Below are 24,033 nucleotides of genomic sequence, written 5' to 3' on the forward strand. Positions count from 1 at the left end.
CTGTACTGATCGGGGAGTGGTCCTCCACGCTGACGCCGTATTCCCGTCGACTGCCATCCGACGCGCCGCTACTGCACTTGCATCTCGAGGTGCTCGCTCTCGGCCATGTCGAACACCATCGCGAACAGCAGGAACGCGATACCGGCGACGAGCAAGAGCACGGTCGTCGATCCCCCGACAAGCGCGCCGAGACTCGAGACCGCGGCGAGCAGCGTTGTGCCGGTAGCGAGGACGCCCGCGCCCGCCAACCCGGCGCCCACGAGGTAGAACAGCGCGAGCGGGTGGAAATCCAGCGCGAGGTACTTTGTCTTCAGCCGCCAGAGAAAATTCTGAAGCAGCATCGTCGACACCTTTGGGATGTAACTCGAGTACTGGATGCTCGATTCCTCGTCGCCGTAGACGGCCGGCATCGCGACGTCTGCGACCCGCATGCCGTGGACGTTCAGCTTCACCAGCAGGTCGTTGCAGTAGCCGTAGTACTCATAGAGGTTCTCGAGGTCGACCGCCTCGAGCGCGTCGTTCGAGATGGCCGTGTAGCCGTTCTGGGGGTCCATCGTCTTCCAGTAGCCCGAGGCGATCTTCGTCAGGAAGGTCAGAATCGCGTTGCCGACGAACCGAAATCGCGGCATCGCGGCCCGGTATTCCCGTGAGAGGAGTCGGTTCCCCTTCGCGTAGTCTGCCTCGCCGTCGGCGATCGGATCGAGGAGTCGCGTCATCTGGGAGAGGTCCATCTGACCGTCCGCGTCGACGGTGACCGTCGCGTCCACGCCGTCCTCGAGGGCCGCGAGGTAGCCGGTCTTGATCGCTCCGCCGGCACCGAGGTTCTCTCGGTGTCGAATGGGGACGACGCGGCCGATGGGGTCGCGTACCGACGCTCGTTTGGCGAGCGCGGAGATGTCGCCGTCGAGCGTCGCTCGTTTCCCCGAGAATCCGCCGTCGGCAACGAGTCGCTCCTCCCTGCTCGAGTCGGACGACCCGTCGGAATCCGCGTCCGCTCGGGCCGCCTCGAGGATCTCGTCCCAGGTGCCATCGGTTGACTGGTCGTCGATGGCGTAGATCCGGTCGACGTAGTCGGGCATCTCGCGGATCACGTCGCCGACGAACCCCTCCTCGTTGTAGGCGGGCATCACGACGCCGACGCTCGCGTCTCGATACATCAGCTCCCCTCCAGGAGCTCCGAGGCGGTCACGACCTCGACGTCGGCGTCGTCGACGTGCTCGAGGAGCTCCTCGAAGTCGTCCGTCGATAGCCCGTCCTCGCCGATGTGTTCGAAGTGCAAGACGGCGAGTTGGCCGTACTCGGCGGCGCGGTCGATGTACCGTTTCGTCGTCTCGCCGTCGCTGCCGGAGAAGACGCCGACGTTGTGCGGGTCCGAAAGCGGGAGGGCGTTCGGCCCGCCGCCGTAGCGGAACGCTTGCTCGTGGTACTCCCGGACGAGGTCGATCGTCTCCGGGCCGAGGACGTTCCGCGGCGTGACGAAGTGTCGTGCGCCGTCCTCGAAGCCGCGATTCTCGAGGAACGCCTTCGTTCGCCTGATCGCCCCCTCCTGTTCCGCCGGCGAGTAGTCGTGGAGGAACTGCGCGCCGGTTCGCGGCCGCGCCGCCATATCCCAGCCGGCGGCGTCTAACTCCTCGAGCTGGTCGATCGTGAGCCGATCGGACTCCCCCAGCGCCTCGTAGATTACGGCCTCGACGCCGGCGAAGTCGTACGCGGCCATCGGCTCGAGCGCGTGCTCGTAGTGGCTCTCGAGCGTGCCGTCGAACAACAGCATCACCTTCCCCGTCTCGGGTCGGTCGACGGCCCGGAGGTCGTCGATCCGACAGTCGATCGAGCCGGACTGATCGCCCCGACGACGAGCCGTCAGGCGGATCTCGCGGACGTCCGTGAGGTCGGGATCGCCGTCGACGTCGCTGGTACCGAAGTCGACGCGCACCCAGCGATCGGTCGGCCCGGTGAGGGTACGCTCCATCGCGTACGCGTTCCGGGAGTTCGGGGCGTGCAACTCGAGGGTGAGGTGTAGCTGGTCGCGACCGCTGAAGTTGACGGCCAGCGAGAGGTTTCGGGCGGTCAGATCTACTCCGTCAGAGCGCACCTGATAGACGGCCGCCCGCTCGGTGTCTTCGGTCGCGCGGAGGCGAGCCGACTGCGACCCGGCGTAGGGGTCGTCCGTCTCGGTCTCGAGCGTCCCGGCATCGATCATCGACGCCCAGCTGTCGAGATCCTCGAAGTCCTCGATCGTCTCGCCCGGGAGGTCGAGGGACCCGTCACCGCCGTTCTCCTCGGGCGACCGTGCTTCGGCCGTCGGCTCGCTGCCATCGTCGCGCCACTCGCGGACGGTCGAGAGACAGCCGGCGAGACCGATTGCCCCGGCCGTGCCGACGGCAGTCACGAACGATCGTCGGTTTCGATTCATCATTGGCGGGGTCGACGAACCGTTCGGTCTTTCTTATAGAGTTGTTAGGCCCGTAACGTCCCGGTCCGCGTCGTTCGGCCAGTCTCGCCACGCGTCCGTTGCGACGATCGGTCGGCTCGTGAGACCGGCCGGAACGCTCCGTCGCGGCGTTTATCGACTCGATAATAATGCGACGCGAACGGCTAGCCCCGGAAAATGACTCGCGTCAGCGTCATCATCCCGACGTACAACAGAGCGACGACGCTTCCACGGGCGATCGACAGCGCACTCGCACAGACGGTCGACGACCTCGAGGTCGTCGTCGTCGACGACGGCTCGACCGACGACACCGACTCGGTGCTCGCCGAGTACGACGACCCGCGAGTTCGGCCGGTCGTCCACGCGACCAACCAAGGGGCGAACGTCGCCCGGAACACGGGGATCGACCACGCCCGCGGCGAGTACGTCGCCTTCCTCGACTCCGACGACGAGTGGCGTTCCGAGAAGCTCGAGCGACAGCTCGAGACCCTCGAGGATCGCTCGGACGAGTGGATCGGCGTCTACTGCGACGCGGTGTTCGAGCTGTCGGGGACGGACGGCTGGTTCCGATCGACGGCCGCAACCGTCCTCGCTCGCGGGGACGACCGACCAACGATGGAGGGCGGCGAGGAACTGATCGGCGAGATCCTGGCGGACAACGTCCAGCCGGGTGCCGGCTCGACATTGGTCGTTCGAACCGATGTCGCCCGTGATATCGGTGGGTGGGACGAACAACTCGACCGGTTTCAGGACCCCGAGTTCTGCCTGCGGGTGCTCGAGGCGGGCAACCTCGCGTACGTCGACGAGGAACTCGTCGTCCGCGAAGAGACGGCCATCCCGCCAGCGGATGTCATCAAAAACGCGGACGAACAGTACCTGTCGATGTACGACGAGACGGTCGAGCGCTTCGAGAGCGAGGGCTACGAGATTCGCTCGAGCCACCAGCTCATCCTCGCGAAGTGTTACTTCTCGGAGGGGCGACTCCTCCGCGGCCTCTGGCACCTCCGGAAGGCTGCGCCGTCGCGGCGGCAGTATCCGGGACTCTGCTGGGCCGCCGGCGTCGGCGTTCGACAGCGACCGGTTCCGATCGTCGCGACGGTCGCATTCGTTCTTGTAGCGATCATCCTGACGCAGACGTGCGTCGCTCGTCGCGTGTTCACCGACTAGCGCTGTCCTGCCGACACGAGTACGTGTCGCCGTTAGACAATGACGTAGTATCCGTTGTTTTACTGGCTGAAACGATACGGAGATCACTCTCGAGCGTGCAACGGTCTTGCCGAATCGATAACTAACCCGCTCTCTCCGGCAGGGTGTGACGTGAACGTCAGAACACTCTACCACACGGCCAGAGGGCTACAGGACCTCGCAGCGACCGAACGCGAGTCGGCCGCCTCGCCATCGCTTCGGCGTCGGCTCTGGCTCTGGCGGCGGGGCTTTCTGAGCCGCTCCGACGCCGTCTACGATCTCGACGAGTCGACGTATCGGGACTACCTGAACGACTATCGGCGATTCGTCCGAACCAAGCAGATCAACGGCACGTGGTCGATCGCGCTGTCGAACAAACTCCTCTTCCACCGCGTGATGCAGCCGTTCGACGACCACCGAATGGGCGTCTACGGCATGATCCGCAACGGTTCGTTCCACAGCGTCGACGGGGGCGATAGCCGACGCGAGGTGACCGACGGTGGCGCGGTCGTCCCGACCGAAAGCGAGAGTGAGGGCGAAACCGATTCGCGGGAAGCTGCCGCGCGTCGGAACGCGAACGTTGCCGAGCGACGGGACTCGAATCATCCTGATCCGCGCTCGTCCGCGGAAACCCGCAACGCCGCCCAGCGCGTCGTCGAACGACTCGAGAGCGACGGTCGGCTGGTCCTCAAATGGGTTCGCGGCGGTGGCGGGAACAACGTCCTCCTGTGTGAACGCACGGACGACGGCTACCGGGTGAACGGCGACTGCTACGCGGAGGTCGAGTTCAGATCGCTGGTCTCGGACCTCGAGGAGTACCTCGTCTGTGAGTACGTCGAACAGGGTTCGTTTGCGGACGGCCTCTACGCGGAGACGCCGAACACGATCCGAATCATCACGATGTACGACGAGGAGCGCGACGAGCCGTTCATCGCCGCGGCGATCCAGCGGATCGGGACGGCGGACTCCGCGCCGCTGGATAACTTCACGCAGGGCGGTCTCTCCGCGGAGATCGACCTCGAGACGGGCGAACTCGGTCCCGGCGTGAGCCCGCCCGGCGACGGCGACCTCGAGTGGCACGCGGTCCACCCCGAGACGAAGACGCCCGTCGAGGGCGCCCACATTCCCGGCTGGAGCGAGATCCGCGAGCGAGTTCTCGAGATGGCAGATACCTGTTCGTTCGTCCCCTACGTCGGTTGGGACATCATCGTCACGGGCGACGACGGCGAGTTCTCGGTGATCGAGGCGAACAGCTACCCCGGACTCAAGTCGATCCAGGTTCACGGGCCGTTGCTGACGGACGACCGAGTTAGGCGGTTTTACGAGCGCCACGGCGTCCGGTGAACTGTCCCGGCCTGTGCCGCCTGTAGACCGGCCGTTCGCGTGTCGGTTGGCGAACCGTTTGCTGCGCTGGGACGATCGATCGCGTTGCCACGACAACCATTGCGAGCGTGATAATAGCTGTATTCGCGAGTTATTCTCGCGATAGTAAACACCGGTTCTCCCGAATCGGGGACCGGATGCAACGGAACTCACTTTCACGACGGACAGCACTGTCACTTACGGCCGGTTCCGTCCTCGCGGGTATCGGTGCCACCACGGCGAGCAGCGAGACCGACGAGGGGGTCTCACGGGAGTCGTTCGAGATACTCGAGGGAACGGACCACGAGACGACAGTACACGTCACGACCGCGCAAGCAGACGGCCCGACGGTCGTCGTCGTCGGCGGCGTCCACGGTAACGAGGTCGCCGGCTACGTCGCCGCGCACGAGATCGCCGACTGGACGATCGAGGCTGGCACGCTCGTCACGATTCCCGAGGCGGACGCCGTCGCGGTCGATCGCGGAATACGGACGGGCGAGGAGGGAGTCGACCTGAATCGCCAGTTCTCCGAAGGCAGCGAGCCGGAGACGAAACTCGCGCGAGCGCTGTGGGACGTCGTCGCGGAATCCGATCCCGACGTGGTCCTCGACCTCCACGAGTCGACAGGGATCTACGCGGGCAACCCCGTCGATGGCGTCGGACAGGCGATCTTCCACTCGGACGGCGACGGCGCTCCGGCTACAGCGGCGGAGGCCGCTGACTACGTTACGCGGAACTACGTGGACGATCCCGATCTCGCGTTCCAGACCGGTCGGTTTTCCGGACCCAACAACGATCCACAGGGGCTTCTCGTCCACAAGGCCGCTCGAGACCTGGACGCCGACGCGTACCTCGTCGAGACGCTGTCGACCGATGTCGACCTCGAGACCCGCGTTCGGTGGCACTCGGTGATCGCCGAGCGACTCGTCGAAGACGAGTTGTTCCCCGAGGAGGTGCCCGAAAACGGCCACGTTCCCGACGATTCCGACGATGACGCCGAGGAGCCGGTAAACGACCCGGATGATGAATCCCCGGACGAAACGGACGACGAACCCGAGGAGACGGACGACTCTGACGAGCCGGTCGAAGAGCAGCCCAACGACGAAACGCCGGACGAAGCGGACGACGCGCCGGACGACGAGACCGACGCGCCGGACCGTGACTCGCTAACCGCGACGATCACGACCGATCCGAGCAACGCGGACGAGCTGTCGCTCGAGTCCGGCCAGACAATCGTCCTCGACGGCTCGCGTTCGTGCGTGCCGGGTGGCGAAATCGTCTGCTACGAGTGGGACGTCGGCCACGATGGCTGCTTCGACGCGACCGGTGAGACGCTTGAGGTGACGATTAGTGCGAACGGCGAGCACACAGTCGTGTTGCGCGTAACCGACGATACCGGGGCGACTGCCGGGGAGGCGATCACGTTCTCGGCGAGTTGAGCGGTCGTCCGCACCTGACCATGTTCCACGGTCGCTGCGCTGTGGACGAAACGGGACGAGGGGAGACGAACGGTACTTTTGGGACGACCACTGCGGTCGCAGCGAATCAGTGGCACGCGAAGAACGGATCAGATTCGGTACTGAGCGACGGGACGCACGCTACGGCTTCGGCTAACGTGGGGCGTTACTCGTAGTGCTGTTCGGTCCGCAGCTCCCAGAGATCGTCGAACGTGATGACCTCGACATCCGCATCGTTGATGTACTCGATGAGGTCCTCGTAGTCGTCTTCCGGCATGGTGTTGTTCGCTTCGAACTCGTGGAAGTTCAGGATCGAACACTGGTTGTGTTCGGCGGCGAGATCGACACAGCGCTTCGAGATGTCTATGTCGTGGCCGATGGTTCGGGGCAGCGCCAGCGGATCGAAGCCGTAGACGCTCGTCGTGTTGACGTTGCCCGCCTGGTTGAAGCCGCCGCAGTAGTGGTACGCCGTCTTCTGCTCGAGGCTCGAGCGGTCGTAGCTGTTGTGCGGGTAGACGATGTAGTCGGCGCCCTCGAACCCGTTGTTGATGAACCACTGCTTGTCGTTTCGGAGCCTGTTCTCGATCTCCTCGTCGTCGTCGTACTCGTGAATGGGCGTATGCGTGCCGTGGACGACGATCTGGTCACCCTCCTCCTGGCGCTCCTTGAGCTCCGAGATCGACATGACGCCCTCTCGGCCCTGTTCGGTCCACCGCGGAACCGGGGCCTGAACCGCCGGGAAATCGTACTCGTCGTGCAGCGGTGAGGCCGTCTCGTAGTAGTCGCTAGTGCCGTCGTCCCAGACCAGCATGACGTAGCCTTGATCGGGCTTTTCGTGGGTACGTAGGTCGTCGATCCAGACCTCCGCTTCGTCCATCGAGTGGAGAACCTGGATCTCGAGGCGGTCGAGCGAATCCATCGCGGGCTCGTACTCGCTCTCCTGGAAGACCCCGGGGCTCGAGCGGAACCAGCCGACATCGGGGGCGCGGTATGTAATTTCGCGGAGCGAGTACACTCGCTCGCTGCCGAACTGGTCGACGAGACGCAGGTTGATCGTGATGTTCTGTGGCGTCGACGTTCGGATCGCAAAGGAGAGGTCGGTTTCGGAGAGGTCTTCGCCGCTGAGATCTCGCTGGGCGACGACGTTCTCGCTGCCGTCGGACTCCAGTTTGAAGCTCTGATCGCCGTCGAAGACGACATCCTCGTCCGGCTCCCCGGAGCCTTGGACGACCTCCCAGGCGTCGAGGTCCTCGAAGTCGTCGAGGGACGCCCCCGGCTGCTGGTACTGTTCGCGGCTGTTGTACTCGGTCTCGAGCGACGGAACGCCGTCCGCGAGCGCCGCCGCACGCTCGGTGGTTTCTCCCTCTTCCGAGGGGTCGTCGCCGTCGGAACTGCCGGTAAGTGACTCGAGACGATCGGTACACCCTGCGAGACCAGCGGCCGCGGTTGCACCGGACAGTGCAAGGATTCGTCGTCGCGTCGGTCGGTCGGATGTCATGTACGGGTCGAAGGTATCGACAGTGACTCCATTATTATAGAGACGATAGCTCCCGATCACCCACCGTTCAGATCACCGCTGTGGGGCCACCTCGGAGCTTAACAATGGCATAGTTAACGACCGCAGGTCCGGAGGTGGAACCAATCAGGCGTACGTGCGTGGCGATCGATCGAACGGATCGGTCGTTGTCTCTCGTACGTCGGCAAAGTGATCTTCGACGATGAACAGGGAACTCTTCGGCGTATTTGGGAGTATCGAGACGTTCGACCGATTCAGATCCAGCGACGAGTTCGACGAGGTGCTCGCCGGCTCGACCATTACGGTCGGGATCAGGGACTCCGATCTCGGAACCCACGGCTGGAGCGCGCGATACGCCGGCGACGACGGCTACTGCGTCATCTGGGGTGAAGTATACGTCCCCGGGGACGCCTCGAACGCCGCGCAGTGGCTCCTCGAGCGCTACGAGGCGGACGGCCGCGAAGCGCTCTCGGAACTCAACGGCTCGTACGTCGCCGTGCTCGACTCCGCGGCCGCCGACGAAGCGATCGTCGCGACCGACGTGGTTCGTTCCCGGGAGTGTTTCTACACCGACGATCCCGGCGTTCGCCTCTTCGGAACCGACCCCGCCGAGGTTAGCCGTCCCATCACGGACCCGAGGCTCGATCGAAACGGCATCCTCGAGTTTCTGCATCTGGGCGTGACCCTCGGTGAGAAAACCGGTGTAGGCGAACTGAGCCGGCTCCCGATAGACAGCGCGCTGACGGTTGATTCAGTCGACTCGCTCGAGCGGTTCGTCTATCAGCCACAAGAGTTCGACTACGCGACCGAACTCGCGGAGCGTCTCGAGCGCGCGCTTCGACGGCGGTCGTCGCTCCCGGGGACCAAAGGGGTACTCCTCTCGGCAGGGTACGATTCGCGGATCATCCTCTCGCAGGTGTCCGACGTCGACCACAGCTATACGGTCGGCTCGCCGGACGCACAGGAGGTACAGGGCGCGAAGCGACTCGCCGACCAGTACGATGCGAGCCACACCGCGTTCCCGCCGGACGAGCGCTATCTCCGCGCAGACGAGTCGAAGATCCGGTACTCACAGGGGATCAAAGAATCGTTGCACATCCACCACGCGGGCTACACGGACGAGATGGAAGTCGACACGATGTACCACGGACTCCTCTGTGACACGTTCTTCCGGGGTCACTTCACCGCACAGGACAGCGTCGATGTCTTCGGTAAACGCGTCCCGATCTCCCGGCTCGACCCGGATCCGGACCCCATCGAGTCGCTGCTCGAAAAGTTCGGCTACAGCCGTGGGGCCAGTCTCGAACTCGCCGAGCGGACGTCGTTCGACGTGGACCCGGAGTCGTTCGTCAGGGAGGCGATCGACGCCGAGTTCGACGCAAGAGGTGATCGCGCGCGGACGGTACAGAACACGCTCACCTGCGTCGGTATCGCCAACCAGCCGTCGATTCCGTTCCACAACCACCTCTCGGATCAGTTCGTGACATCGTTTCTGGCGACCGACCGCGAACTCGTCGATTGGCACCTCCGGACACCACCGGAACACCGGACGACGGAGACGTTTCTCCAGGCGTGCAAACAGCTCGACGGCGACATCTTGCGACACAGGCCGCCTGACCGTCCGTACGATACGATGCTGTTCAACGAGATCGAGCGATTCGTCCGTCGGAAGACGCCGTTGCTCTCGTCGTTCCAGCCACCCTGGCCCGACCGGAGGACCCTCTTCGAACGCCACGACTTCGACCGGCAGCTGCTTGCCGACGCCGAGCACGTCCACGACCTCCCCGCCAGACACAAGCTTCGGCTGATCGATCTTCGCGGGTGGCTCGAGTGCTGGACCGGCTCGAGAGGCCGATCGATTCCGTGGCTGTCGCCACCGCAGTCGACGATCGGATGATGTGTGTACTGGTGATCGCCCGCCGTGGATACGGTTCGGCGAAATAGAACCCCGACGAAACCCGTCTAATGACGGGATAGATCTGTTGCAGCCGTCAAACCGAGACAATACTTATATGTCACGCAGTTTTAGCGCGAGATATGCGTCTGACGCCGCCTTGGTTTCGCTCCTCGTCGGAAGATCCTCCCGGAGAGGAATCCGACGGTGATCCCGACACCAGCGCCGGAGTGACGATCTATCACTCCCCGCCGAGCGATCTTTCAGAGGAGTCGTCCGTGTCCAGCAGACGAGCAGCGCACTTCGTTCCGGACTCCGACACCGCGCTGGTGGTCGAACTCGACGAGATGAGTACACCGGTGACCGTCGACGAGGTCGCCGATCAGCTGATCTCGCCCGCGGATCCGCCGGTCGAAACCTGGGCGGCCGTCCACGAACGGTTGCACCGGGATCGGCTTCCAGCACTCGACGCCTCGGGCGACATCGTGTTCGACGAGTCCCAGGGGGTCGTCGAGCGGCCGCCACGGGCTCGAGCTGGCACACAGAACGGTGTCGCGGTCGCCTCTTCGGCCGCCTCGAGAACGGCTCCGCTTACGCCTTCGCGTGTGTTTCTCGCGGTTCTTTCACTCGCGCTGCTGAGCGCGGCTATTTTCGTCGTGATAACAGTTGTCGTCTAACAGGTACACCACGGCTATTTTCGTCGTGATAACAGTTGTCGTCTAACAGGTACACCACGGCGATTAGCCGTTACCGGTTGATGAGTCGGCTAACGGTCAACACCGAAAAGAGGAGCAGAATCAACGCGCTCAACGCGATCCCCGAGAGGAACGAAGTGAACGGCAACTCGACGACGGCACCGACCAGAAGGACGTAACAGAGGACCGTCGCGCCGATGTAGTAGTCGTCCCAGTTTTCGTCGGTCGCCTGCTCGGCCTCTGACTCGTCGCTCGGCTCGATCTGAAGGTACTGATCGACCTGTTCTGCGAGCGGCTTGCGTTCGACGATGCCGCGGTTTTTCTGGTAGTCGATAATACCCGCCTCGTCGAGTTTCGACAGGTGAGACTGATAGAGCGGGATGTAGACGCGCTGGCGCTGTGTGGACGTGAGTTGCTCGACCGTCGTATCGTGTTCCCACGCCGCGACCTGTTCTGCAATATCACGCATGCGTACCGGTCCCTCGGTGCCACGAAGGTATCGAAGAACCATTCGGCGACGTTCATTCTGCAGCAGGTGGAAAATTTCGTCCTTCGAAAATGCAGACGTTTCCGATGGCTGGTCGACCTCACCGTCCATAGGCGCTTCCGATGGCTGGTCGACGTCACCGTCCGTCTCCTGCTCACCGTGTTCTTTTTCGCTGATATATGTCGCGTTCATCGCACCAATATCCCGTAAACAGAAGGGGGTAATAAAGCATTGGAACTGTAAATTGTCAACGCAGAATTTTTAAATGGATTCACGAACATTGCTTGCGTTTCTAGTGATTTTATAACTCCTATAGAGTCGCTCTTCTGCGCACTCATTCGGGTATTAGAATATCGTGGCTGTTTTTAATTTCTTGACTAGAGGTAGAAATATTGTGGGTTATCTATCCGAATATGGGACTATTGTATCTCGTAGGATCGTTCAGAACCGCCGAAAAACCTCTACGCAGAATCAGTATCTGGTTTGTGATGTATTGGCGTCAGACGGCCGGCAGACATACCCCTCAGTCGCCCGCTTACCGTGCCGATAATAAACCAGCCACCGTCCCATCGGCTACCTCATGAGCGACAATCACTGGTGGTTTTTCGACCTCGCAGTCGTCATCGCGATCACTGGCGCAGTGACGTTCGGGATATTTTCCGGCGTCGGTGGCGTTGTCCGAACGGTGTTGCTTGTTCCGCTCGTCTGCTTTCTACCGGGCTATGCGTTCGTCTCTGCACTGTTTCCGGACGAGCCGACCGACGAGTATCAGCCGTTCGACGACGAGAAGACGGCGCTCGGAACCCCGCTCGTTATCACCGGCGGGCTCGAGTCGGTCGAGCGAACGATACTGTCAGTCGTCTTTAGCATCGCGACCGTTCCGCTGATTGCCCTTCTCTCGTCCGCAACCCCTGGGGGTTTGACGCTCGAAACCGTGCTCTCCGGACTTGCGATGTTCACGGTCGTGTTATCGGTGCTCGCGATCGGTTCTCGCTATCGGTGTCCACCCGACCGCCGATTCGCGCCGTCGCTCTCTTCCGTGTCACTTTTCCACACACCGGCTCGACCGACCGCGTACTCGCGAACGAACACCCGACCGTACAACGTGGCGATCGTCGTCGCGCTGGTCCTGTTAGTCGCGACTGCGGGCTTCGCGATCGCGAATCCGCCCCAACACGACGGATTCACCGAATTCGCCGTCGAGACCGAGACCGTAAGCGGCGATATCGACACGATGTATCAGTCGACGTACGCTGCCGGTGAGACTGACGAGCTCGCCGTGTCGATCACCAACCAAGAACACGAAGAACGCAGCTACACAACCGTAGTGTTGCTCGAGCGGGTCGGCGATGGCGACGGCAACGATAGCGATGCGACCGTCACGGAAGCGGCCGAACTCGATAGACAGTCGGGGACGGTCCCCTACGGCGACACACACGAGCAGACGCTCGAGATCACGCCGTCGATGCACGGGGAAGATCTCCGGCTGACGCTGTTGCTCTACGAGGACGAACCGCCGTCGGAGCCGACGAGTGAAAACGCCTATCGAGCGATCCACCTTCCGATCGAGGTCGAATAGATGTTTCCGTGGGAGCACCTCGCCTTCGCGTACGTCCTGTACTCACTGTTTGCGAATGCTGTCCTCAGACGGGCACCCACGAGTCGTGAGACGGTCGCTGTCGTCATCGGCTCACAGCTCCCGGATCTCGTCGATAAACCCCTCGCCTGGACGTTCGGGATCACGGAAACCGGCTACTCCGTCGGTCACTCGATCTTCGTCGCCCCGATCGTCTGTCTCGCAGTGTACGCGGTGGCCGCTCGCCGAGACGATCGACTGGTCGCCGGTGCGTTCACGCTCGCCTACGGCTCACACCTCGTGATCGACGTCTACGACCCGCTGCGAGAAAGTTCGAGATTCGAGCCACGGGTTGTCCTCTGGCCACTCGAGTCGCCCCCGTCGGGCGATCATGGCGGATTTCTGGATCACTTCGCGCTCTACTTCGTCCGGTACGTAAACGAGTTGCTCACCGGCGGCGTGACGCCGTCGGTCGCCCTCCAGCTCGGGCTCGGCCTCGCCGTCGTGGCGCTCTGGCTGGTCGACGGTGCGCCGATCGCCGCCGACGGCTACCGGTGGCTCCGGGCTCGTTTGCGGGCGTGAGCCGGAGTTTGTCATGCGGCCTACCTTTGTCGGGAGTCGATCGGTCGGCCTCGAACGGTCGCCGACACGATTCCCGTCGAACGCTCGCTGTGCTACAGGACGGAGGGTCCTCCGTAAATTCGAACGAATCGGTGATCGCGACGATCGCAGCCCTCCTCGTCGACTACTCCCAATCGAGGATATCGGGGAGCTCAGCGAATCCGCCGCCCGAGTATCGGCACGCGGTCCATCCGGCGTTTATCGCGCCGTCGACATCCGAATCGTCGTCGCCCACCATCGCGTAGGCTCGTGCGGGGAGCCACGCTTCGGCGAGTCGGTAGGGAGCTTCGCACGGCTTGTGCGCGCCGGCCCGATAGGAGGCGACGACCGTCTCGAAGTGCTGTTCGAGGTCGTGTTCGCGAAGCTTGTACCGCTGCCAGTCCTCGAAGCCGTTGGTCAACACGCCGAGCCGATAGCCGTCCGACAGGCGGTCCAGATCCTCGTGGACGGAGTCGGGTGGTTCACAGGCCGCCGCCTCCCGGCTACGGAGTTCTTCCATCAACAGGTCCGGTTCCGAACAGGCGTCGATACTGGCGAACGCCCGCCGGACCGGATTCGGCTCGTACGCCTCGAACAGCTCATAGAAGACGTCATTGTACCGTTCGATCCACACCTCCCGGGCCTCCCCTTCGACCGTTTCGAAGGTCGCCGTCAGTATCTCGGAGTACGCCTGACGATGCTCGAGCAGCGTTCCGTCCAGGTCGAAAAAGATCGCCTTCGCGTTCGTCATCGTCTCACGGAGTACGGAAACCGAACCTAAAGGGATTTCTCTGGACTGAACCGGCGGGACATCCCACTCGGGCTCCGAGGTCGAATCGAAACTGAGCGTCTCGGCGACGAGTCGACGATTATCCGGATCCGGGTCCGGCCGCACACATCGTCACGTCACCGTTCGTGTAGACCGTGGCCTGATCCGGCCGGCAGAGTTGCGGCTGGTCGATCTGCTCGATCCGTCCGTTTCCGTCGGCGTCGGTGAAGTAGACCGCATCGGTCGACTGCGTCGAGCGGTAGACCGTGTACTCGTGGTCGGCGACGCCGTCGTCCGGAACGGTCGCAGTGCCTATTCCCGACCGCGGATAGGCCCCGGTACGCCAGAACAACGTCTGGTACGGATGATCCGTGTGGATTCGCTGATCCTCCCGGATCTCGCTTCCAGTTTGAGAGCCGGTTAACTCGCCGATCGAGTCGACCGCGGCGAGCTCCGCTTCGTTGTACGCCAGCTGCTCGTGGTGATCGTCGAAGACCGGATTTTCGGAGTTACTCTCCACTGCCAGTATCATCGCTCCCGGATAGACGAGGACGAAGATCAAGAGCACGGAGACGACGATTCGAGGCTCGAGCCCCTGAACCATCGTTCGCAGGCCGATCGCACCGAGAATAGCCATCGGCGCGAAGAGGAACGCGAACCACCGAGTCGGGATGAAGTTACGGATGCCGAACATCGGCAGCCCGAGGACGAAGACGAGCATGAACGCCGCCGCTAACAGGAGCGTGAACACCGACTGTTCGGCGCGTCGCCGGTGGACGACGTACAGACAGCCGACGAACGTGACGCCGAGCAGGAACAGGAAGCCGAGGGCGTCCACGTAGGGGACGAGCTGATCGAGCAGCGTCGTCGTCGCTTGGGCCGCTTCGTCAGGATCGGCGTCGCCCGTGTCGCTCGCGATGTTGAGGAACCCGGCGCTCTCCTCTACCGTCTGGCTGAAGAAGCTCATCACGGTCGCGAGGAACGACTGGTTGCCGTAGGGCGTCAGCGACCAGACGAAGATCGTCAGCCCGAAGTTGAAGACGACGAGCCCGATGAGATTGACCGGCTTTTTCGACCGGAAGACGCTCGTGTCGACGCGTGTCAGCCCGAGCGGATCGATCTCGAAGACGAGCTGTGCGAGAAATGCCGCCAGCAACAATACCAGCATGATGAACGTCGACACCTGGTGAGTGAGGATGACGGCGATGCTAAACAGGACCAGCAACGCAAAGTCGCGGGTCGTGTACTCGATGCGCATGACGCGGAGCAGCGAGTACAGCATCGCGAGGAAGAAGACCAGCCCGAGACTGGTCGGAATGAGGTGCATCCCCCACATCGAAACGTGGCTGGCGAGGGCGAAGAGGGCCGTCGCCAACGTCGCCCACCGTGCCGACACGAGCAGGTTCGCCGTGGCGTAGACGAGCAGGACCGACAGCGGCATCGCGATGCCGACGGAGAGATACAGCGCCGTCCGCAGCGACACGTCGTACAGCACCGACGAGGACGCGACTAACAGGTGGTAAAACGGCGACGCGTAGTGTTTGTCGTGAGAGATGCCGCCGACGGACCGGTCGTCGAGGATCGCTTGTGTGAGCTCCGTGTGGGTCCAGATGTCGATCCCGATGTATCCCGGCGTCGCGTAGAGCGCAGTGAATCGGAAGACGAACGCGAAAGCGATGATCTGGAGCAGCAAGATTCCGGGATGCAACTCGCGGTCGTTCACGAAGAGGATCTGCCCGATTACGAGCGTCCCGAGGACGCTCGCCACCCCGAAGAAAAGCGGCGTCCGCGCACCCTGTATCACTGTCAGTACCACGAGCGCCGAGAGTCCGGCCAGAACGATGCTCGGAAGCGCCATCGCCACTCTCGATGGAAGCGTCGGGAGGCTCGTCGAGTTCGTCCCCTGATAGAGAGAGACGAGGTACAGGACGCAGGCGGTCCCGAGGATCAACGGGACGGTCTCGAGATACAGCTGCGACGCGAAGAACCGAAGCGGCAGCAGCGCCAGCGCGAGCGCGAGACCGACGATCGCCGCGACGGTGTCGAGCCGTAACGGTCGCAGCTCAGACAGCCTGCTATACACCGTGGTCCACCTCCGTTCGACGGCCCGCCGGCCCGTCTCGCTCGAGTACGTCACGGTAGACGTCGAGGAGGCGGTCGCCCAGCGCGTCGAGACTCAGCCCGTCGATCGTCTCGCGGCCGTCGGATCGGCGGCGAGCGTCGGCGACGCACTCGAGCCCCTCGGTCAGGGCCTCGTCGTCGTCGCTGACGATGCAGTCGGTCACGTCTGCGACCGTCTCGCGGACGAAACCGACGTCGGTCGAGACGATCGGTAGGTTGCATGCAGCCGCCTCCTTGACGACCATCGGACCGCTCTCCCGCTCCGAGGTCACGAGGAGGATATCGCTCGCGTTCATGTAGTACGGAATCTCCTCGTGGTCGACGCCGGTGACCGTCCGCAGTTCGATATCGGCGTCGGCTCGTTCGACCAGCCGGCGCGCTCGCGGGTAGTCCTTGACGGCCCGTGTCCGATCGTACGGAAAGAGCGCGATCGGCCGGTCGGTCTCCCAGCCGATGCGTTCGCGGGCCTCCACCTGCGGTACCGGTCGAAACAGGTCGGTGTCGACGCCGAACGGGACCAGTTCGTGCTCGGTCTCGAGTACGCTCGACATGGCTCGACTCGGGACGATTGCCGCGTTCGCACGGCGGGCACCGAATCGGCTGACCGAGCGGAGCCAGTCGTGATCGCTCATCAAATCCGTCCCCCACAGGGTCAGAACGACTGGACGGGTCGGCTGGGCGAGCGCGAACGGCGCGACGAGCCCGTAGTTCGCGTGGACCAGGTCGTAATCGTTCGATCGGAGTTCCGAGAGGATCCGCGGATAGTATCGCGCGTAGTCCGTCGGCGACCGACTCGAGTCACCGCCGTGTGTGCCGGGGACTTCGAGGACGGTACAGTCGACGCCCCGATCCTCGAGCACCGACACCTGCTGGTCGAAAAACGGTCGCGGGGACGTGACCAACTGAAGTACGTTCATGAGTAGGTTAGCGTAGCGTCGTCGCCGGCGTCGGATTCGCTTCGCGTGCACGCGCGTGAGATTCAATCTGCTCTACGACGAACGCCGTCACGTCGATCCGCTCCTCGAGCAGACGTTCGCGTCGTTCGGCCCACGTTTCGGCGGACGCCGCGAGGACGTCGTCGATCGCCTCGAGCGCTCGAGCGTGGCGGTCGTCGCCGTTGCAGCCGAACAGCAGTCCGTACTCGGCTTCGAGTTCGGCGGTGTAGCCGAGCGAGAGCGGGTTGACGTACACAGCCGGCGTACCGAGCACCGCGGCCTCGGTCGCGGTCGTCGCGCCCTCGCTAACGACGATCTCGGCGTGGGCGAGCAGATCGTGCAACCGTTCCGGTCGCGTCGAGAACTGGTAGGGTTCGAGGTCGGCCGGTGGCTCGCCCTCCGCCGAGAGCAACACCTCGAGACCGCTTTCCTCGAGTCGATCGATCGCCTCGCGCGGATCGTCGAAGCCGCCGTGGCCGACGTCGTGGGAGGCCTCCCAGCTACTGAGTCGAACGACGGCGAACGAGTCGTCCGGATCGAGGCCGACCGACTCGAGGACGGCTGGATCGGGATCGAACCGATTCGGGTGGAGGTAGGCGAGTTCGTGATACCCGGGATAGCGAACCTGGCTCGAACCGACGTCGTCACGGTAGCACGCCGGCGTACAGATCGCGTCCGCGAACGGGTAGGCGAGTTTCGTGATGAGTGTCGCGTGTTCGGTGTCGTAGAAGACGACGCTCTTCGTTCGCAAGACGGACGCGACGTGGGCGGCGGCAACGCCGCCGATAGCCGTGATGACGTCCGGATCGATCCGTCGCGCCCGGGCCAGCAGCCGCGTCTCGTAGGTCGCCTGCACGGTGGCCAGCGAGAGCAGCGAGTCGGACTCGCCGGCGAGCACCTCGTGGTCGATATCGTACGCCTCGAGCAGCGCGATGGCTACGTCGCTCTCGCGAGCGAAGACGTGGACCTCGTGTCCTCGAGCGTCCAGTTCCTCGATCGGGTTCCGGAAGAAATGGACGTGCCCGGGGTGTTGAATCGTAATCACGACTCGCATTGGCGATCACAACCTCCGGTAGACGAATCCCGCGTCGTGGGCCGCGTCCTCTTCGAACGTTCCCGTTATGTCGACCAACGCGGGGTTCTCGCCCAGTTCGGCCGCGACGGCCTCGAGATCCAGCCGTTCGAACTCGGCGTGTGGCGTCGCGAGGAGCACGGCGTCGAAGTCGTCGAACGAAAGCGTCTCCTGGACCTCGAGGTCGAACGCGTCCTGTACCGCATCGGCGTCCGCGAACGGGTCGAAGCCCTCGACATCGATATCGTACTCCCGAAGCGAGTCGACGACGTTCGCGACTTTCGAACTTCGAATGTCGCCGACGTCCGCTTTGTACGACAGTCCCAGGACCAGTACGCGACTCTCTCGAAGGGTCTTGTGACACTGGTTGAGCGCCTTGATCGTCAGATCGGCGACGTGGTCCGGCACCGACTCGTTGACGTCGCGACCGGCCCGGATGAGTTCCGGCTCGTACCCGTCCTGGGCCGATCGGTGGGCGAGGAAGTAGGGATCGACCGGAATGCAGTGGCCGCCGACCAGTCCCGGGCGGTAGTCGTGGAAGTTCCACTTCGTACCCGCGGCCTCGAGGACCGCCTGCGTGTCGACATCCATCCGCTCGAGCGCCATCGAGAGTTCGTTGACGAACGCGATGTTGAGGTCGCGCTGGGTGTTCTCGACGACTTTGCACGCCTCGGCGACCTCGATCGAGGTGGCGCGGTGGACGCCCGCGTCGACGACCGACTCGTAGAGCGTCGCCACGTCCTCGAGCACCGGCTCGGTCTGTGCCCCGACGACTTTGACGACGTGTGCGAGCCCGTGTTCGTCGTCTCCGGGCGTCGCGCGCTCCGGCGAGTAGCCGACGAAGAAGTCCTCGCCAGCAGTGAGGTCGGACGCCTCCTCGAGAGCCGGAATCAGGACGTCCTGTGTCGTCCCCGGGTAGACGGTCGATTCGAGGACGACCGTCGTGCCGGCGGTCAGTTTCGATCCGACGGTGGTCGCCGCACTCTCGACGAAGCGTAGGTCCGGCCGGTCGTCGTCGTCGATCGGGGTCGGTACGGCGATGATGACGTAGTCTGCCTCGCCGATCTCGGTCGCGTCGGTCGTATAGGAGATGTCGCCGTCCTGGATCGCCTCGTCCGAGAGGTCGCCGGTGGTGTCGACGCCCTCTTGAAGACGCTCGACCGTCGATTCGTCGATATCGTAGCCGATGACGCGGTAGTCCGACTGCGCGAAGCCGACCGCGAGCGGCAGGCCCACGTAGCCGAGCCCGACGACGCAGATCGTCGCCTCTCGGGCGGACTGGTCGTCGACGTGCTCGAGGGTGGTCCCCTCGTCGCTCGCTCGCAGGGGTAGTCGGTCGCGCTCTCGATCGTCCGCTCGGTTCTCAGTGTCGCTGATTGTCGTGGTCATAGATGATACGTGGTCGCTGGGCCGTCACGCGCGGTCGTGTGACGGTCTCGTCCGGCTCGGTGCCGTTCGCGTTCCTCATCCATGCCAAGACAGTTCGGGCGGTTTACTATAGCCAGAATAAACGGTTGCACCACGCCCATCCGCTCGTGAGGGGGTCTGCTGTGGGTGAGTCGGCGGTTCAGAAGGTCCGCGTCGATATCGCGGACAGCGGCTTATACTGGTGTTAAACGGGGCTATACGGACTCATAATGAAGGGGGCGTCGGTCCGATGATTCATGCGGTCAGTTCGATTACGAACGCCGTGATCGGGACCCACCGACCGCATCAGAACCGTGAAACACATGGTTTCAACTTCCCAGATCGAACTCGGACCCGCGTTCGCCTCGATACACGCCAGCGTGTCCTCGAGTACGGGTTCGGTGCCGATTCGTCGACTCGACGTCCAGACGTTCGCATCGGTAACCCCCACCGATAGCGATCAGTTGGGTGGACCGGTATCCTGGCTGTCGATGCTACGCGGCGCGTCGGGCTGGGAAGCGGCGATGATCGCGGTTCTGTTCTTACTGATCAGCGGACTCGTCGGCATCCGCCTGCGAGAACTGCTGTCGAACCGCGAGGTCCAACTCGCTACGCACTCGCTGCTCGGTCAGTCAGCGGACGAGTCGGGTGAGATAACAGGCTCACCCACCGACGATCACCGACCCTACGAACAGTATCTCTCACCCGAGACACCGACCGAACTCCTGAGCGACAAGGGAGAAGTGGTTCGACTGCTCGTCGCAAATCACGGCCGCATTCGCCAACACCAGATCGCCGACGAAACGGGCTGGTCGAAGTCGAAAGTGAGCCGAATCTGCTCGCAGATGCACACCGACGGCACGATCGAGAAGACCTCGGTCGGCCGAGAGAATCTCATCACCCTGTCCGATCGAGAGCCGGAGACGGAAACGCAGCGTACCGACACCGAAAAACCGCTTCAGTGAGCACGCACCACACTCTCGCACCACTCTCGTACTGACTGAAACGGTTCGCGTACCGATCGCACGACGACCGTGCGATCGGCTCTCTTCGGCTTTCGCTGCGACGATAGTTCGGATTCACGGTGCCAGACGGCGGTTGTCCGAACCGAGGGCACCGACACCGATCTCTTTCATTCCATCGTCCTGTACCACGCAGCCAGCTAACGCAACGTGGCGGTGCCATCGACATCACGCTCGTCTAGCGAGAAGTCTTTTCGACGTCGAACCGAAGCTGTCCGGAATCGAGATCCACAACTCATCGGCGTTACCGGCGCTCGAAACCAGCTACGAGCGATCGTCGGAACCGCTGCCGTAGACGCGCTCGACGCGTCGGACTGATTCCGTCTCGTTGCCACCGTCCGGTTCGACGGGGGACGAGCGCTCCGGCACGAACTGCGTCGGTCCCGCCGTAGCGCTCTCGAACCCGCGGCGACGTGACGAAAAACGGCTCGTTTGCAGTTCGTGCAAACGAATTTCGCATTATACAGACGATAGCGCTCAGCTTATTCGTGGTATAGTAATGGCCGCTGTCGAACTTGGTGTCAGTAACGACCCGCCCCGTCTCGCAGCCGACGGGTGCAGGTAGGTGATATCAATGATACACAACCGCACTGTACGTCAGGCAGCCTCCTCGAACCGACTGGGTACGACTGTCCCGAACGCGGCACGTCTCGTTGCACATCGTCTGGCAAACGCGACGAACTCGACGCCGGCCGCTCGAGCGGAGGTGAGCAGCTGATGTGCGGCATCATCGCGCGTATCGGTCACGGTGACGCCGCGGAGACGCTCCTGTCGGGACTCGAGAATCTCGAGTACCGCGGCTACGACTCGGCGGGAATCGCCGTTCAGAACGGCTCCGGCGTCAAGGTCCACAAGTGCTCGGGCGAGGTTGACGACCTCAAATCCTCGCTCGAGAGTCAGCCCCACGGCAACATGGGGATCGGCCACACGCGCTGGAGCACCCACGGCCCGCCGACCGACGCGAACGCACACCCGCACACGGACACGGCCGGTGACGTCGCGGTCGTCCACAACGGCGTCATCGACAACTACGACGAGCTTCGGGCTGAGCTTCAGGCGAAGGGCCACGAGTTCGAGAGCGACACCGACACGGAAGTCATCCCCCACCTCATCGACGAGTACCGGACGGAAACCGGCGACAGCGAGCAGGCGGTCCGCCGCGCCGTCGAGACGCTCGAGGGCAGCTACGCGATCGCCGCGATCGTCGACGGCGAGGAGGCGGTCTACGCCGCGCGGAAGGGCTCGCCGCTCGTCCTCGGACTCGACGACGAGGAGTGGTACCTCGCCAGCGACGTCCCAGCCTTTCTCGACCACACCGACGAAGTGATTTACCTCGAGGACGGCGACATCGTCGTTCTCGACCGCGACTCTTACCGGATCACCGATCTCGCGGGTACCCCCGTCGATCGCTCGACCGACACCGTCGAGTGGGACCCGGAGGACGCGGGGAAAGGCGAGTACGACCACTACATGCTCAAGGAGATCAACAACCAGCCGACGTCGCTCTCGAACACGATCGAGGGCCGGATCGACGACGGCGACGTCGCGCTCGAGGAGCTTCCGGCGGGCACGTTCGAAGACGTCGAGACCGTCCAGTTCGTCGCCTGCGGAACGTCCTATCACGCGGCGATGTACGGCGCTAACCTGCTTCGTTCGGCGGGGATCAGCACGGAGGTCGTTCGCGCGAGCGAGTATGCGTCGATGTCTGGACCCGTAGACGAGGGGACGCTCGTCGTCGCGGTGACCCAGAGCGGCGAGACCGCCGACACGCTCGAGGCCGTTCGCGAGGCGACCGCACGCGGTGCCCGATCGCTTGCCGTCACTAACGTCGTGGGATCGACGGCCGCACGGGAGGCCGACGACGCGGTCTACATCCGCGCCGGCCCGGAGGTCGGCGTCGCCGCGACGAAGACCTTCTCGTCGCAGGCGGTCACGCTCGCATTGCTCACCCAACGGCTCGCGGCCGACGTTCCGGACGCGACCCCCGCAGCGGACCGCGAGACGATGCTCGAGGAGCTGAAAGATCTCCCGGAACACGTTGAGCAAGTCCTCGAAACGACCGACGCGGAGACGCTCGCCCGGGACACCGTCGACAGCAAGTCGTACTTCTTCATCGGCAACGGCCTCGGCCACTCGGTGGCACTCGAGGGCGCGTTGAAGTTCAAGGAGATCACGTACGAACACGCCGAAGGGTTCGCCGCCGGGGAGCTCAAACACGGCCCGCTCGCGCTGGTGACCGACGAGTCGCCGGTGTTCGCGGTCGCCACCGGCAGTGGCGACGGGAAGACGAAGACGAACGCGATCGAAGCCCAGACCCGCGGCGCACCGATCGTCGCCGTCAGTCCGGACGACCATCCGCTGACCGACGTCGCCGAGGTGCACCTGTCGATCCCCGACACCCATCCCGTCTGGGCCGGCCTGCTCGCGAACGTTCAGCTTCAGCTGGTCTCCTATCACGCCGCGGATCTGCTCGAGCGACCGATCGACAAGCCGCGCAACTTAGCGAAGAGCGTGACGGTCGAGTGATCGAGTCGCCGCGATACTGACTGATTTTCGCCGGTTCCGTTCGGTCCGTTCTCTGGCTTCTCGAGTGCACGAGCGAGCACGACTGCTGTCACGTCTACTACTGTCTTCGTGCGGTTTCACCCGGTAGCTGTCCACTCTCGCCGATTGAGATCTCGATTAAGCGTCCTCGCCGTCGTCCGAGTGGCTGGGTCAAGATTTAGTCGTCCGACTATATTGTCTCTGGAATAGCGGGTCGCTGAAGAGTACGTATTTGACAGTCGTGTCGTCATCCCCCGCCGATCATCGCATTCGGACGGGTAAAAGAATATCCGATGGCATACAACAGAAGGGCAATTATCATCGCGATCGGTGTAATGACTACCGCAGGAAGAGAACTCAGGAGGCACAAGAGCTGACCGTGGCTATTGGCGTCTAGACGTAGCCCGCTCCAACAGCGCGAACCAACAGCTCGAGGATGTAGCTTCTCGAGCCACGTCGGTCTCGCAGGATCGGTGTTAGTTTCATCTGAATCGCGATCCATACTCACAGTCCCTTACCGAACGGCAAAATATCATCGAGATATCACGTCTCGGTATCCGTGTTCTCTGTACTGACCGCAACCGGATCTGAGTATGTTATCTACTGCGGATTCCAATAGAGCTGTTCGAGTCAGTGTCGCCCTTCTCGGACTCGTATACCATTTCGACACCTTCGAGGACATTCCCCGAGTGCCGCTCCGCGTTGTTCCTCGGGACGTCTACCTCGAAATCGTACGCGTCGAAACCGACGCTGTCGTCGACCCCGATGTCTTGTGCATCCGATTCGTCCTCGGAATCGGTTTCGTTCCCAGTGTCGTCGTTCCCATCGGTCGGTAACGTATCAAGACAGCCTGCGAGACCAATCCAACCAGCGTGCGTCGAGAGTGACTGTCGGGAGAGCCGGCTCGGCACGGATTTAGCCTCTCGAGCGGACGCGAACCGTGTTCGCAGCGTAAGACCG

Annotated in this window: 18 protein-coding genes; 9 read left to right on the forward strand and 9 right to left on the reverse strand. The window is 63.2% G+C overall.

Annotation, left to right across the window (positions count from 1 at the left end):
- Positions 1 to 68 precede the first annotated feature (68 nt).
- Positions 69 to 1,157 (reverse strand): glycosyltransferase family 2 protein, encoded by a 1,089-nt coding sequence (locus NATTI_RS0103470; protein ID WP_006089442.1) that lies wholly within the window; start codon positions 1,155 to 1,157, stop codon positions 69 to 71.
- The gene (locus NATTI_RS0103475; RefSeq protein ID WP_006089441.1) at positions 1,157 to 2,416 is read right to left on the reverse strand and encodes a polysaccharide deacetylase family protein; all 1,260 of its coding nucleotides are present in this window, start codon (positions 2,414 to 2,416) and stop codon (positions 1,157 to 1,159) included. Before NATTI_RS0103475 ends, NATTI_RS0103470 begins: the two co-directional genes overlap by 1 nt.
- 192 nt (positions 2,417 to 2,608) lie before the next feature.
- Here NATTI_RS0103475 and NATTI_RS0103480 point away from each other — a divergent pair, with 192 nt between their 5' ends.
- The 3 genes from NATTI_RS0103480 (at position 2,609) to NATTI_RS0103490 (ending at position 6,417) form a co-directional block, all read left to right on the forward strand.
- The gene (locus NATTI_RS0103480) at positions 2,609 to 3,598 is read left to right on the forward strand and encodes a glycosyltransferase family 2 protein (protein WP_006089440.1); all 990 of its coding nucleotides are present in this window, start codon (positions 2,609 to 2,611) and stop codon (positions 3,596 to 3,598) included.
- 150 nt (positions 3,599 to 3,748) lie between these two features.
- On the forward strand, positions 3,749 to 4,960 hold the full coding sequence (locus NATTI_RS0103485; protein WP_006089439.1) for a sugar-transfer associated ATP-grasp domain-containing protein: 1,212 nt from the start codon (positions 3,749 to 3,751) through the stop codon (positions 4,958 to 4,960).
- Positions 4,961 to 5,136: 176 nt separating this feature from the next.
- Complete coding sequence (locus NATTI_RS0103490; RefSeq protein WP_006089438.1) at positions 5,137 to 6,417, forward strand: PKD domain-containing protein; 1,281 nt, start codon at positions 5,137 to 5,139, stop codon at positions 6,415 to 6,417.
- Between the two features lie 184 nt (positions 6,418 to 6,601).
- Here NATTI_RS0103490 and NATTI_RS0103495 read toward each other — a convergent pair whose 3' ends face one another.
- Positions 6,602 to 7,933 (reverse strand): polysaccharide deacetylase family protein, encoded by a 1,332-nt coding sequence (locus NATTI_RS0103495; protein WP_006089437.1) that lies wholly within the window; start codon positions 7,931 to 7,933, stop codon positions 6,602 to 6,604.
- A 220-nt stretch (positions 7,934 to 8,153) separates the two neighbouring features.
- Between NATTI_RS0103495 and NATTI_RS0103500 the strand changes: the two genes are divergently transcribed.
- Positions 8,154 to 9,848 (forward strand): asparagine synthetase B family protein, encoded by a 1,695-nt coding sequence (locus NATTI_RS0103500; RefSeq protein ID WP_019991607.1) that lies wholly within the window; start codon positions 8,154 to 8,156, stop codon positions 9,846 to 9,848.
- Positions 9,849 to 10,123: 275 nt separating this feature from the next.
- On the forward strand, positions 10,124 to 10,522 hold the full coding sequence (locus tag NATTI_RS0103505) for a hypothetical protein (RefSeq protein ID WP_241434290.1): 399 nt from the start codon (positions 10,124 to 10,126) through the stop codon (positions 10,520 to 10,522).
- Positions 10,523 to 10,592: 70 nt separating this feature from the next.
- Here NATTI_RS0103505 and NATTI_RS0103510 read toward each other — a convergent pair whose 3' ends face one another.
- Positions 10,593 to 11,219: a DUF7344 domain-containing protein gene (locus NATTI_RS0103510; protein WP_006089434.1), complete on the reverse strand. Its 627-nt coding sequence runs from the start codon at positions 11,217 to 11,219 to the stop codon at positions 10,593 to 10,595.
- 388 nt (positions 11,220 to 11,607) lie between these two features.
- Between NATTI_RS0103510 and NATTI_RS0103515 the strand changes: the two genes are divergently transcribed.
- Entirely contained in the window at positions 11,608 to 12,606 is a 999-nt protein-coding gene (locus tag NATTI_RS0103515; protein WP_006089433.1) for a DUF1616 domain-containing protein, read from the forward strand.
- Positions 12,607 to 13,185, forward strand: a complete 579-nt coding sequence (locus NATTI_RS0103520) for a metal-dependent hydrolase (protein ID WP_006089432.1) — start codon at positions 12,607 to 12,609, stop codon at positions 13,183 to 13,185. It begins immediately after the preceding gene.
- 163 nt (positions 13,186 to 13,348) lie between these two features.
- Here NATTI_RS0103520 and NATTI_RS0103525 read toward each other — a convergent pair whose 3' ends face one another.
- The 5 genes from NATTI_RS0103525 to NATTI_RS0103545 all read right to left on the reverse strand — a co-directional run bounded on the left by NATTI_RS0103525 (position 13,349) and on the right by NATTI_RS0103545 (position 19,489).
- Complete coding sequence (locus tag NATTI_RS0103525; RefSeq protein WP_241434289.1) at positions 13,349 to 13,954, reverse strand: HAD family hydrolase; 606 nt, start codon at positions 13,952 to 13,954, stop codon at positions 13,349 to 13,351.
- Between the two features lie 118 nt (positions 13,955 to 14,072).
- On the reverse strand, positions 14,073 to 16,055 hold the full coding sequence (locus NATTI_RS0103530) for a DUF2206 domain-containing protein (protein ID WP_027119049.1): 1,983 nt from the start codon (positions 16,053 to 16,055) through the stop codon (positions 14,073 to 14,075).
- Entirely contained in the window at positions 16,048 to 17,010 is a 963-nt protein-coding gene (locus NATTI_RS0103535; RefSeq protein WP_006089429.1) for a glycosyltransferase, read from the reverse strand. The genes NATTI_RS0103530 and NATTI_RS0103535 overlap by 8 nt, the downstream gene beginning before the upstream one ends.
- Before the next feature lie 7 nt (positions 17,011 to 17,017).
- Entirely contained in the window at positions 17,018 to 18,082 is a 1,065-nt protein-coding gene (locus NATTI_RS0103540; protein WP_006089428.1) for a DUF354 domain-containing protein, read from the reverse strand.
- Positions 18,083 to 18,088: 6 nt separating this feature from the next.
- Positions 18,089 to 19,489, reverse strand: a complete 1,401-nt coding sequence (locus NATTI_RS0103545) for a nucleotide sugar dehydrogenase (protein WP_006089427.1) — start codon at positions 19,487 to 19,489, stop codon at positions 18,089 to 18,091.
- Positions 19,490 to 19,830: 341 nt separating this feature from the next.
- Between NATTI_RS0103545 and NATTI_RS0103555 the strand changes: the two genes are divergently transcribed.
- Positions 19,831 to 20,472, forward strand: coding sequence for a helix-turn-helix transcriptional regulator (locus tag NATTI_RS0103555; protein ID WP_006089425.1), 642 nt, complete (start codon positions 19,831 to 19,833; stop codon positions 20,470 to 20,472).
- A 774-nt stretch (positions 20,473 to 21,246) separates the two neighbouring features.
- Positions 21,247 to 23,055 (forward strand): glutamine--fructose-6-phosphate transaminase (isomerizing), encoded by a 1,809-nt coding sequence (glmS, locus tag NATTI_RS0103570; protein ID WP_006089423.1) that lies wholly within the window; start codon positions 21,247 to 21,249, stop codon positions 23,053 to 23,055.
- Positions 23,056 to 24,033: the final 978 nt, after the last annotated feature.

It is taken from the genome of Natronorubrum tibetense GA33, assembly GCF_000383975.1.
Taxonomy (GTDB): Archaea; Halobacteriota; Halobacteria; order Halobacteriales; family Natrialbaceae; genus Natronorubrum; species Natronorubrum tibetense.

Coding starts and splice junctions, on each gene's coding strand:
- NATTI_RS0103470 (WP_006089442.1), bottom strand. CDS start 1,157: ATGTATCGAGACGCGAGCGTCGGCGTCGTGATGCCCGCCTACAACGAG.
- NATTI_RS0103475 (WP_006089441.1), bottom strand. CDS start 2,416: ATGATGAATCGAAACCGACGATCGTTCGTGACTGCCGTCGGCACGGCC.
- NATTI_RS0103480 (WP_006089440.1), top strand. CDS start 2,609: ATGACTCGCGTCAGCGTCATCATCCCGACGTACAACAGAGCGACGACG.
- NATTI_RS0103490 (WP_006089438.1), top strand. CDS start 5,137: ATGCAACGGAACTCACTTTCACGACGGACAGCACTGTCACTTACGGCC.
- NATTI_RS0103495 (WP_006089437.1), bottom strand. CDS start 7,933: ATGACATCCGACCGACCGACGCGACGACGAATCCTTGCACTGTCCGGT.
- NATTI_RS0103500 (WP_019991607.1), top strand. CDS start 8,154: ATGAACAGGGAACTCTTCGGCGTATTTGGGAGTATCGAGACGTTCGAC.
- NATTI_RS0103510 (WP_006089434.1), bottom strand. CDS start 11,219: ATGAACGCGACATATATCAGCGAAAAAGAACACGGTGAGCAGGAGACG.
- NATTI_RS0103515 (WP_006089433.1), top strand. CDS start 11,608: ATGAGCGACAATCACTGGTGGTTTTTCGACCTCGCAGTCGTCATCGCG.
- NATTI_RS0103520 (WP_006089432.1), top strand. CDS start 12,607: ATGTTTCCGTGGGAGCACCTCGCCTTCGCGTACGTCCTGTACTCACTG.
- NATTI_RS0103525 (WP_241434289.1), bottom strand. CDS start 13,954: ATGACGAACGCGAAGGCGATCTTTTTCGACCTGGACGGAACGCTGCTC.
- NATTI_RS0103535 (WP_006089429.1), bottom strand. CDS start 17,010: ATGAACGTACTTCAGTTGGTCACGTCCCCGCGACCGTTTTTCGACCAG.
- NATTI_RS0103540 (WP_006089428.1), bottom strand. CDS start 18,082: ATGCGAGTCGTGATTACGATTCAACACCCCGGGCACGTCCATTTCTTC.
- NATTI_RS0103545 (WP_006089427.1), bottom strand. CDS start 19,489: ATGACCACGACAATCAGCGACACTGAGAACCGAGCGGACGATCGAGAG.
- NATTI_RS0103555 (WP_006089425.1), top strand. CDS start 19,831: ATGGTTTCAACTTCCCAGATCGAACTCGGACCCGCGTTCGCCTCGATA.
- glmS (WP_006089423.1), top strand. CDS start 21,247: ATGTGCGGCATCATCGCGCGTATCGGTCACGGTGACGCCGCGGAGACG.